The organism is Paraburkholderia phenoliruptrix (assembly GCF_047325075.1).
Lineage (GTDB): Bacteria > Pseudomonadota > Gammaproteobacteria > Burkholderiales > Burkholderiaceae > Paraburkholderia > Paraburkholderia phenoliruptrix.
In genome coordinates this window covers 3,600,720-3,611,316 of the sequence record NZ_CP168531.1, presented here as the reverse complement: position 1 = coordinate 3,611,316, position 10,597 = coordinate 3,600,720, and the positions used below count along the sequence as shown (strand labels likewise).

Annotated in this window: 7 protein-coding genes and 2 pseudogenes; 6 read left to right on the top strand and 3 right to left on the bottom strand. The window is 61.5% G+C overall.

The window, feature by feature from the left end; all coding sequences use genetic code 11:
- The first annotated feature begins 4 nt into the window (after nucleotides 1-4).
- From ACEN8U_RS27990 to ACEN8U_RS27980, 3 genes and pseudogenes are all read left to right on the top strand, one after another.
- A complete protein-coding gene (locus ACEN8U_RS27990) occupies nucleotides 5-649 on the top strand; it encodes a hypothetical protein (RefSeq protein WP_310105766.1) in 645 nt (214 codons plus the stop codon).
- 272 nt (nucleotides 650-921) lie between these two features.
- Nucleotides 922-1,281 (top strand): annotated as a pseudogene (locus tag ACEN8U_RS27985) (integrase core domain-containing protein); the annotation flags it as partial.
- A gap of 844 nt (nucleotides 1,282-2,125) precedes the next feature.
- Nucleotides 2,126-3,572, top strand: a pseudogene (locus ACEN8U_RS27980) (IS1182 family transposase).
- A 1,550-nt stretch (nucleotides 3,573-5,122) separates the two neighbouring features.
- On the opposite strand, the gene ACEN8U_RS27975 reads toward ACEN8U_RS27980, so the two are convergent.
- On the bottom strand, nucleotides 5,123-5,875 hold the full coding sequence (locus ACEN8U_RS27975; protein WP_035481177.1) for an SDR family NAD(P)-dependent oxidoreductase: 753 nt from the start codon (nucleotides 5,873-5,875) through the stop codon (nucleotides 5,123-5,125).
- Nucleotides 5,876-5,995: 120 nt separating this feature from the next.
- Here ACEN8U_RS27975 and ACEN8U_RS27970 point away from each other — a divergent pair, with 120 nt between their 5' ends.
- Together ACEN8U_RS27970 and ACEN8U_RS27965 are read left to right on the top strand one after the other, a co-directional pair.
- Entirely contained in the window at nucleotides 5,996-6,913 is a 918-nt protein-coding gene (locus tag ACEN8U_RS27970) for a LysR family transcriptional regulator (RefSeq protein WP_310105769.1), read from the top strand.
- A gap of 245 nt (nucleotides 6,914-7,158) precedes the next feature.
- Nucleotides 7,159-7,995 carry an alpha/beta fold hydrolase gene (locus ACEN8U_RS27965; RefSeq protein ID WP_015001946.1) on the top strand — a complete coding sequence of 279 codons (837 nt, stop codon included), beginning with the start codon at nucleotides 7,159-7,161 and terminating at the stop codon, nucleotides 7,993-7,995.
- 110 nt (nucleotides 7,996-8,105) lie between these two features.
- On the opposite strand, the gene ACEN8U_RS27960 is transcribed toward ACEN8U_RS27965, so the two are convergent.
- Together ACEN8U_RS27960 and ACEN8U_RS27955 are read right to left on the bottom strand one after the other, a co-directional pair.
- Nucleotides 8,106-8,429, bottom strand: coding sequence for a rhodanese-like domain-containing protein (locus ACEN8U_RS27960; protein WP_006048574.1), 324 nt, complete (start codon nucleotides 8,427-8,429; stop codon nucleotides 8,106-8,108).
- A gap of 59 nt (nucleotides 8,430-8,488) precedes the next feature.
- Nucleotides 8,489-9,142, bottom strand: coding sequence for a protein-L-isoaspartate O-methyltransferase family protein (locus tag ACEN8U_RS27955; protein WP_013587434.1), 654 nt, complete (start codon nucleotides 9,140-9,142; stop codon nucleotides 8,489-8,491).
- A 383-nt stretch (nucleotides 9,143-9,525) separates the two neighbouring features.
- On the opposite strand from ACEN8U_RS27955, the gene ACEN8U_RS27950 reads away from it, so the two are divergent.
- Nucleotides 9,526-10,596 (top strand): LacI family DNA-binding transcriptional regulator, encoded by a 1,071-nt coding sequence (locus tag ACEN8U_RS27950; RefSeq protein WP_310106365.1) that lies wholly within the window; start codon nucleotides 9,526-9,528, stop codon nucleotides 10,594-10,596.
- Nucleotide 10,597: the final 1 nt, after the last annotated feature.

The following is a 10,597-nucleotide window of genomic DNA, read 5'->3' as shown; positions in this document are numbered from 1 at the left end:
TGCCATGACGGATTATCGAACCAACCTCCGGACTGCCTATGGCCATCCCGACATTGTGGTGTCCGTAGATCCCGAATTCGACGTAGGGACAGAGTGGTTGCTTGGTTTCTTTGAAAGTGAAGTGCGTCGGGGCGTAGTGTTTAAATCTGGCCAAACGGTTCAGATCGGATGGATGGTGTCCATGTTGAAGGGCAACCATGACGGTGACCTAGAGGTTTGGGAGCCGGGGTTCGACGCAATGCCGGTTAACTGGGTTCGAGGAGTCAATAAGACGTTGAGGCATCTTCTGCTTCAGCGTGAAGTCTGCGCTCAGCTTGGTGTTGAGCCGGACTTCCCTTCGCTTAGGCAATCCGGAGTGGTGTCGGCAAGTTATGGCACAGGCGGTAGTTTCGTCATGGCAAGGCAGGAGCCTAGCGGAAACGATTCTGGCTGGGTGCTTGTGGCGCCAGAAGATGCGAACGTGGACGGCAAGCGTTGCTCGTTGTTTGAGGCCGCTCTAGGTAATTCGCGGCTAATTCCATTTCTAGGTCTTCCTGCTGGCTCTCAGGTGGCCTACTCGAATGCCAAAATTCGAGTCAGTCGCGACGGGACCACTGTTGCATCGGATTCAAATGAGTTCCTACGCAGGCTGCATGCAAGCTGGACATAGCCCATTTGTTTTATTCGGTGAGCCCGGCATCGGCCGGGCTAATAGTTCGTGAAGTCGTTTAAGCGTGATGCGGACACGCGCTCACGTTGCGCGTCGGTGTCGAGAGGCAAACGGTTTATTCGAAGTCCGGGGAAATTGGAGTCGATCGTCGCGGTAGTCGAAAGCGATGCATGTGCGCTGCCCCGGCGAGAATCCGGCACGTAGAAGGCACAGGTCGGCGACCTGCATCCAAGGCATGAACGGAACTGGCGAGGGGGTCTTGCCATAGTCGAGTGATGCTTCAGGCTGTAGAAAACCGTTTCGATGGTGCGCTGAAAGCCGACAACGAAATCGAATGGCTCAGCGACAACGGTTCCTGCTACATTGCCGAGGACACGCTGACGTTCTCGAAAAAAGTGGGCCTGAAACCCATCACGACGCCGGTCAGAAGTCCGCAGAGCAACGGCATGGCCGAGAGCTTCGTCAAAACGATGAAGAGAGACTACGTCTCGTGGATGCCCAAACCGGACGCGAGAACCGCGTTGCAGAACCTGGCCATCGCGTTTGACCACTACAACGAGTCGCATCCGCACAGCGCCCTGAAATACCGCTCGCCACGCGAGTTTCGCCAGCGAGCAAATTCACCAACCTAAGCGTGACCGCATGTCCGGTCATGCGGGGGCAAGTCCAATCAACGAGGTCAAGCCGCTCAATGCGAACGGGTCGATCAAGCTAAATGGTCCTTCCGACTCCTTGCCGACGCAGATGACAGACGATTGGGTGAAAGGCGCGATCCAGCGCCTGCGAGACACCGGGGACCCTGCTGCTATGCAAACGGCGGACATCATTGCCGCGGCGCGGAACGACGGAAAACTAGTCAAGTTGGTTACAGGCGTGAACAATCAAGGGGCAACCGTTGTGAAGCTAGGGCGGTGAAATAATGGATACGTTGAGTCGAGAGAAAAGGCTAACTAACCTTCTGAATGCAGAAGAAAAGGCGCACCCTGCGCAAATCGAACGGCTCTTGCATCGTCGAAAGACGACCAGGTTGGGAACCGTTCTTTACGATCTTGCTGGTTACGCGAGAACAAGGGCCCTTTATACGCCGAAGCTGAGATACGATCGCGGGCTCGGAAATACGTAGCAGATTGCGCCGTAACGGCGCTCGACCTTGAGCCAACCCAACCTTGGTTTCTCGTCAAGACAAGCACGGATGCGGAGCGCGACCGGCTTACCGGTGACCAAGGGCTCCTGAAGGAATTCAAGGCTGTGTTTCGTGCGTACGAATGCCCCGAAGAAATCGTCCAAGTGCTCGCCTTCACCTTCCAGTCACAGGAAACTTTGGAGCGAGACTACGCGGGCAACTGGCAATGGGCGTTGACTTAGCCAACATTCCGAATGTCGGCTATCGGACGCATTGACTGTCCGATCAGGGCCAGCCTGTGTGAAAACGCATGATCGCCTAAACTGAATCAACGCGCTGAGACCGGGTGACTCATGAAGCGATTCGTTGAAGGCGATGACCGCAAGCAGGTCGCACTACTTCCCGAATGTGTCGATGACTACGTCGGGCAGGACAATCCGGTGAGAGTAATCGATGCCTTCGTCGACGAACTTCATCTCCCACAGCTCGGTTTCAACGGTACGACACCGGCTCTCACGGGCCGGCCGTCTTACCATCCTGGCGTGATGCTGAAGATATACATCTACGGCTATCTGAACCGGGTACCGTCGAGCCGGAGGCTTGAGCGCGAATGCCAACGCAATGTTGAGCTGATGTGGCTGACAGGACGGCTCGCGCCGGACTTCAAGACGATCGCGGACTTCCGCCGTGACAGCGGCGCGACGATCCGCAACGTATGCCGGCGTTTCGTCGAACTGTGTCGCGGGCTCAAGCTGCTATCCAGTGACATGGTGGCTATCGACGGTAGCAAGTTCAAGGCATCGAACACCCGCGACAGGAACTACACGGCAAGCAAGATCGACAAGCGTCAGAAGCAGATCGAGGAAAGCGTGCAGCGATATCTCGATCTGATTGAAAGTGCACACCGCACCAGTCCTACCGGGTTCGATGTAAATACAGTCAGGCTTTACGAGAAGATCGCCGTGCTGCGCCAGCAGATGCGTGAGCTCAAGCAGATCGGCAGGCCACTGGAAGAGCAACCGGACAAGCAGTTGTCGCTGACGGATCCGGACGCGCGCTCGATGGCAACGACTGGAAGAGGCTCCGGCATAGTGGGCTACAACGTCCAGGCAGCAGTTGATACGAAGCATCATCTGATCGTTGAACACGAAGTAACCAATGTCGGCAACGACCATGGACAACTCAGCAAAATGGCGATATCCGCGAAGCGCGCGATGGGCAGATCGAAGCTGAAGGTTGTTGCGGACCGTGGTTACTTCAGCAGGCCGGAGATAAGGGCATGTGATCTGAATGGCATCAGCGCGTATGTTCCCAAGCCGCTCACGTCGGCGTCCCCGGAAAAAAGGTCTGTTTACGAAGGCCGACTTTATCTACGTAGCCAAAAGCGACACATATCGATGCCCTGCTGGCGAGCGGGCGATCCATCGATTCACGACTGTCGAGCATGACCTGAATCTGCGAGTCTGCTGGCCCAGCGCGTGCCCACGTTGCCACCTCAAGGAACGATGTTCACCGTCTGACTATCGTCGAACTCGGCGATGGAAGCACGAGAATGCGCTTGAAGTGATGCAGCGTCGGCTCGACCGGAAGCCCGATGCGATGACCATCCGCAGAAGTACCGTTGAGCATGTCTTCGGCACGCTCAAGCACTGGATGGGTCCCGCACACTTCCTGACCAGGACGCCCAGGCGGGTGAGTACGGAGATGAGCCTTCAGGTGTTGGCTTACAACCTCAAGCGGCTCATGAACATACTCGGCGTTCAGGGAACATTGAAGGCTATAAAGATGATCGAAAGCTAAAGCCCTGAGGGGCTTTGTTACGCACGCGACGGTCGATCGGTGCAAGCTATCTGGGCCGAACGAGATTGACCTGATCGGCAATCGCTCGCATAGCTGCGAAAAACCAGTTTCCATACAAGCTGGGTCGGCTACTGTCGTTGGCGGTGGCTCCAATGTTTAAAGCCGCAGTTGCGTCTGCCGGCACTTCCATCTGAGTCCGGGCGATCTCATGATGTCCCTTTTTCCAATCTCACGAAAAACGAGCCGGTCTAACTAATTCCATTTTCCTGGAGTTGAAGTTGGCTCCCGCAAAATGAAAAAGGCCAATCTCCCCGATGGGGTGTCGGCCCATCAGGGTTCAGGAAAGTGCGACTCTTCAGTCGATATCGAGCAGGCGCCAGATGACGGCCGCCATCGACCACGCTGGCGAGCACGACAGCGACTTCATGCGGGTGAGCGGGACGCTCTTCAACAACCGGGATTCGCCACCTGTGACCGCTTGGATCACAACGACGCGAATAATCTTCCGCGTTGCTACGCTCGACCAACAGGGTCAAACGACCGTTGGCTGCAGGACAGGCCACGGCGCCGACGGCGTCGGAAGAACCGGTCCGGGCAGTCCGCGTCGATGAAGTTGGCGTGGGTCATCCACTCCGTTGCGGTTTCGGTACGCTGCAAAGCGCACGAAATCTGATCGACGACATTACCAACGCACATGCGGACTGCATCAAGGGGGCTGTGGCCAGTGCAACTGGCAAATTAAGGGTTTCGTACGTAGCAAAACGCCAATACGAAAGGCCGCACCCGAAGGTGCGGCCTTGACGAATGTGGATAGGAGATCCCATCCCTGGAAACGTTTCTAGCGCGGATCGCGAGGATGCCGCCGTTCACGCTCGTGCTTACGGCTCCGGTTTGTCATGTAACCGCCATAGATCAGGATCGGTGCCATCATCAAAAGGACAAACAACCCTAGATTCATTGTCAGTCTCCGTTCATGGAATTCATGCCTAAAAGGAACCTTATCTGGACCGCTCCGGACCGCTTTGGCGCTTGTCTGCACGCTGACGATCATACCGCCAACTATATCTGGAGAAACGTCCTGGTCGTGGGTCAGCCTCCTGCTATGCGGCTTCTTTTGATGGCAAATGGAGGCTTCGCGTCCGGCGCACACATGCTTGGTCTAATGCCATCCGACAACTGATACGAAAAGGCGGGAAAAACCTACGGGACGTAGAACGAAGATGAGAACCCGAAGTCCAGGCAGCGGGACAGGCTTGCTCCGGAATTTGCCTGGCTGTGTACGACCGGCAACCGCATCAGGACGGCGAGGCGCAGAAAAAGACGCTGGCCAGGAATATTGCGGCCAATACGGCGGCGCAGGGCATGACGAATGAGCACGGCTCCAGAATGAACGGAGCATGGTGCCTGTGTGGTGTTCGCAAAAGCCTGCGAAATTTCGCAACGACAAGGAGGAAGAGGACGAACAAATTGCGACGCGCGTGCGTTGCAGTGCGCGACGAGCGGCCTTGCGTGCATTCATTCCGCAAGACCGCCCCTCGGCGCTTCGGCGATCAGACCTGAGCCTGTCCGCCGTCGACGAACAACTCAGCGCCGTTCACGAAGCTCGCGTCGTCGGAGGCGAGGAAAAGCGCTGCGCCGGCGATTTCCTCCGGCTCGCCGACCCGCCCCATCGGAATACGCGAGGCGAGATAGTCGAGCAGGCCTTGCTGTTGCGCGGTGTCAGGGCCGGCCAGTTCGACGAGGCCGGGCGTTCTCGTCGCACCCGGGCTGATCGTGTTCACGCGGATCTGGCGATCCTTCAGATCGAGGATCCAGCTGCGCGCAAAGGCGCGGATCGCGGCTTTCGACGCCGAATAGACGCTGAAGGCGGCGGTGCCCTCGATGGTCGTCGTCGAGCCGGCGAGAATCACGGACGCGCCTTGGGCGAGCAGCGGCAAGGCCTTTTGCACGGTGAAGAGCGTGCCCTTCACATTGCGCTCGAACGTATCGTCGTAATGCGCCTCGGTGATCTCGCCGAGCGGCAGCATCGAGCCGCCGCCGGCGTTCGCGAAGAGCACGTCGAGACGCCCCTTTTCGCCGCGAATCTGTTCGTACAGCGCGTCGAGCTGTTCGAGCTTCGACGAATCGACGCGTACGCCCGTGGCGTTGCCGACCGCGGCGACCGCTGCATCGAGCTCCGCCTGCCGGCGGCCGGTGATATAGACGTGCGCGCCTTCTGCTGCAAAGCGCTTTGCGGTGGCGAGTCCAATGCCGCTGGTGGCGCCGGTGACCAGGGCGATTTTGCCTTCGAGCTTGCGTGCCATGATGTTGCTCCTTTGCTGTCAAGTCGCGTTGACCGGGTTGGTGCTGCGATGTGAGGAGAATATCGACGCCCGCCTCGTTTCGAAATAGAATCGATAGAAAACTATCGTTGCAAAAATGAAATGGCCAAGCTTCCCGACTTCGAAGGGCTCGCCATGTTCGCGAAGGTGGCGCAGGAGGGCTCGTTCGCGGCCGCGGCGCGTGCGATGGGGGTCTCGGTGCCGACGGTCTCGCGGGCGGTGGCGCGGTTCGAGGAGCGTCTTGGCGCGAGGCTGTTCAACCGCACGTCGCGCCAGCTGGCGTTGACCGAGTTCGGCCGCACGGTGTGCGAGAAGGCCGGCGACGTGTACCGGCTCGCCGAAGACGCCGAAAATGCCGCGCGCGAAATGTCGGCAGAGCCGCGGGGGCTGATTCGTCTCGCGGTGCCGATGTCGTTCGGCGTGCGTTGGGTGGCGCCGCTCTTGCCGGACTTCTTGCGCCGCTATCCGGAGGTGTCGGTCGATCTGCACCTGTCGGATGCAACCGTCGATCTCGTCGCCCAAGGCTTCGACGCCGCGCTGCGCATTGCCGCGTTGCCCGATTCGTCGCTGGTGGCGCGGCGCCTGTGTGCCGTCTCGCAGCTTCTGGTGGCGACGCCCGGCTATCTGCAACGCTGCGGCCGGCCTCTTCATCCTCGCGAGCTTGCCGCGAGGCCGTGCCTCTCCTACGCGTACCGGGCGCGCAGCGACGTCTGGCGCTTTACCAACGATGCGGGCGAAGAGGAGGCCGTCACGCCGGCCGGCCCCTTGCGGGTCAATAACGCGGACGCGCTGCTGCCGACGCTGCTCGCCGGGCTCGCGATCGCCGAGTTGCCCGACTTCATGGCGAGCGAATATCTGGCCGACGGACGGCTGGAGGTGATTCTGAGCGGTTGGCATCTGACGCGAGGCGGGCTCTATTTCGTCACGCCATCGGCAAGAGCACGGCCCGCAAAGGTCGCGGCGCTGGCGGACTTTCTTGCCGCACACCTGAGCGCACCCACGTGGCTTGCGGCGCAATAGCCGCAGCCGGATGCGCGTGTGTCCGTGGGGCCGAATCAACGATTGGTCGAAAAAGCGCAACAATCGTTCTCAACCGCCGCTCTTCCATAACGCGGGGCGCGTCCGTATTCTCCCTCCACCGTGTACCGCGCGGTTCGTATTGGAGTTGGCCCGACAGTCAGCGCGAATCGTGCTGGCTTTCGTCACATTGGCGCCGGATCATGTAGCCGGCTATCGCCCGACAACCTGAAACAGGAGAAACGACCATGCCGTACGTCACAACGAAGGACAACGTCGAGATTTTCTACAAGGACTGGGGCCCGAAGGACGCGCAGCCTGTCGTCTTCCATCACGGCTGGCCCTTGTCTTCCGACGACTGGGATGCGCAGATGCTCTTCTTCGTGCAGAACGGCTATCGCGTGATTGCGCATGACCGGCGCGGCCACGGCCGCTCGTCGCAAGTGTCGGACGGGCACGACATGGATCATTACGCCGCGGATGCGTTTGCGGTGGCCGAAGCGCTCGATCTGCGCAATGCCGTGCATATCGGCCATTCCACGGGCGGCGGGGAGGTGGCGCGTTACGTGGCGAAGCACGGCGAGCCCGCCGGCCGTGTCGCGAAGGCCGTGCTGGTGAGCGCCGTGCCGCCGCTGATGCTCAAGACCGAGGCGAATCCGGAAGGCCTGCCGCTCGAGGTTTTCGACGGCTTTCGCAAGGCGCTCGCCGACAATCGCGCGCAGTTTTTCGTCGACGTTCCGGCGGGCCCGTTCTACGGCTTCAACCGGCCCGGCGCGACGGTGCACCAAGGCGTGATCCAGAACTGGTGGCGTCAGGGCATGATGGGCAGCGCGAAAGCGCATTACGACGGCATCAAAGCCTTCTCGGAAACGGATCAGACCGAAGACCTGCGCGCGATTTCAGTGCCGACGCTCGTGCTGCACGGCGAAGACGATCAGATCGTGCCGATTGCGGACTCCGCGCACAAGTCGATCAAGCTGTTGAAGAACGGTACGCTGAAGACGTATCCGGGCTTCTCGCACGGCATGCTGACGGTGAATGCGGACGTGCTCAACGCGGATCTTCTGGCGTTCGTGCGAGGGTAAAGCTCGAACGGGCGCCCCGGCGTCGCTGGGGCGCTATTTCGACCCGGTGAAGAAGCCGCCGCTCGGCGCAAGAAAACGCACGCCGGCGCGGCTTCAGCGCGGCGGAACAATCAGTACGTCGGCACCGACGGATCGACCTGACGCGACCACGCGTCGATGCCGCCTTGCAGATTGAACACGTTCGCGTGGCCGCGCGACTCGAGGAACATCGCGACCTGGGCGCTGCGCGCGCCGTGATGGCAGATGCAGACGATCTGCGCGTCGTCGTCCAGTTCTTCGCTGCGTGCGGGAATTTCACGCATGGGAATCGACACGATGCCGGGCATGGCGGCGGTCTGGATTTCCCACGGTTCGCGCACGTCGAGCAGCACAGGAGCGGGGCGCGACGTGTCGGCGAGCCATTCGGCGAGAGCGGGAGCGGTGAGGTTTTGCATCAGCGGGACTTCCGTTCGGAGCACGGCGCGACGCGCGCCGTCCATGAAAAACAGGCGGATCAGAACTTGAAGCGCGGCGGCTGCACGGCGTTGACGAGCGGCTCGACATACGTTTCGAACACGTCGGCAATGCGGTACTGCTTTTCGTCGATGCGCGTGATGATCTGCGCCTTCATGACCGGCGCCGTGCCGACGAACGCCGCCAGACGGCCGCCGATTTTCAGATGCTCCAGAATGTCCTGCGGCAGCACGGGCAGGCCGCCCGACACGCAGATCACGTCATACGGTGCGGCGGCGGCCCAGCCGCGCGCGGCGTCGCCGGTGGCGACTTCCACGTTCAGCACGCCGTTGGCGATCAGGTTGGTCTTGGCCAGTTCCGCCAGTTCCGGTTCGATGTCCACCGTCAGCACATGTTGCGCGCGATGCGCGAGCAACGCCGCCATATAACCCGAGCCGGCGCCGATTTCGAGCACGCTTTCGTGCTTCTTCACCGCCAGTTCCTGCAGCACGCGCGCCTCGACGCGCGGCGCCAGCATGTGCTGGCCGGCCGGCAGCGGCACTTCGAAGTCGGCGAAAGCCAGCTCGCGGTACGCGGCGGGGACGAAGTTCTCACGCTTGACGATCGACAGCAGATTCAGCACGTCCTGGTCGAGCACTTCCCAGGGGCGGATCTGCTGTTCGATCATGTTGAAACGCGCTTGCTCGATGTTCATGGTGGATTTGCGGTTCTGGTTTGGCGAGTGTGGCGATTTTTCCGCTGCGCGGGGGGCCGGGCAGGGAGCCGGCGGCGCGCCGGTGCAGGGTAACTGCGGGATTGTACCAAATGGCGCCCGGGTTCCGGGCTTGGGCGGGCGCCTGGCCGTGCCGGCTCCGGTTAGTCTTGCCCCCGTGTTTATCCCTAGCAATCCGGCCTTGCAGTTCGGCGCGTCTTCGCCAAAAAATGTAATCGATTACATTTGCGGAAGCCGATTGCGTGTCTAAACCGACGTCAAAAACGAAGCCTGCGGCGGTGGCCGGGAGCCGAGCGGAGCCCGACGTGCGGCCCGAAGTGCGGCCCGAAGTGCACTCCGAACTGCAGCCCGAGCCCCAGCCGGAGTTGCGGGCTGGACCGCGTCGCCAGCCGCGCTCGCCCGAGCCCGCCGGACCTGCCCGGCCCGCCGCCGAAGGCCTGTCGATTGCCGGCGTCGCGCGGCAAGCCGGCGTTTCGGTCGCCACGGTGTCGCGCGTCCTGAACGCCCACGAGAATGTCCGGCCCGCGACGCGCGACAAGGTGCTGGCGGCCATCGACGCAAGCGGCTACCGCGTCAACGAACTCGCGCGCAACTTGCGCACGGCGGAAAGCCGCCTGCTGCTGACCATGGTCCCCGACTTCGGCAATCCGTTTTACGCGGAGATCGTGCGCGGCATCGACAGCGTGGCGCGCCAGCACGGCTACTTCATGCTGTTGTGCGACACCGGCGCGGACGCCGGCCGCGAGCGCAGCTACTTCGACCTGCTGCGCCGCCGCCGCGCGGACGGCGCCATCTGTCTGGACCCGGCGACGATCCAGCAGGCGCTCGGCGAAGCGTCCAGCGCGCTGCCGTGGGTCGCCTGCTGCGAGTTCGAGCCGTCGATGGGTGTGCCCTACGTCGGCATCGACAACTACCGGGCCGCCGGCGACGCGGTGCGGCATCTGCTCGCGCGCGGTCACCGGCGCATCGCGCTCATCAATTCCGACATCGACTACCTGTACGCGCGGCAGCGTCAGCAAGGCTATCTCGACGCGCTGACCGAGGCAGGCATCACGCCGCTCGAAGGTTGGCGCATGAACCTCAACAGTCTCGACTACGAGGCGGGCGCCTCGGCCGCCGCCGTGCTGATGGAGCCGCCGCACCCGAAAAACGCCACGCCGACCGCGATCTTCGCCGTGTCGGACACGCTCGCGACCGGGGTGCTGCACGGCCTGCGCAGCATCGGCAAACGCGTGCCCGATGATGTCGCCGTGGTCGGCTTCGACGACATCTCGATCGCGTCGCAAGTCGATCCGCCGCTCACCACCATCGCGCAGCCGATGCGCGAGCTCGGCGAAACCGCCGCGCGCCTGCTGTTGCAACGGCTCGCGAATCCGCTCGCGAGCGTGCCGGGCGTGCTGCTGCCGCATCGGCTCGTGATTCGCGGGAGCACCTGAA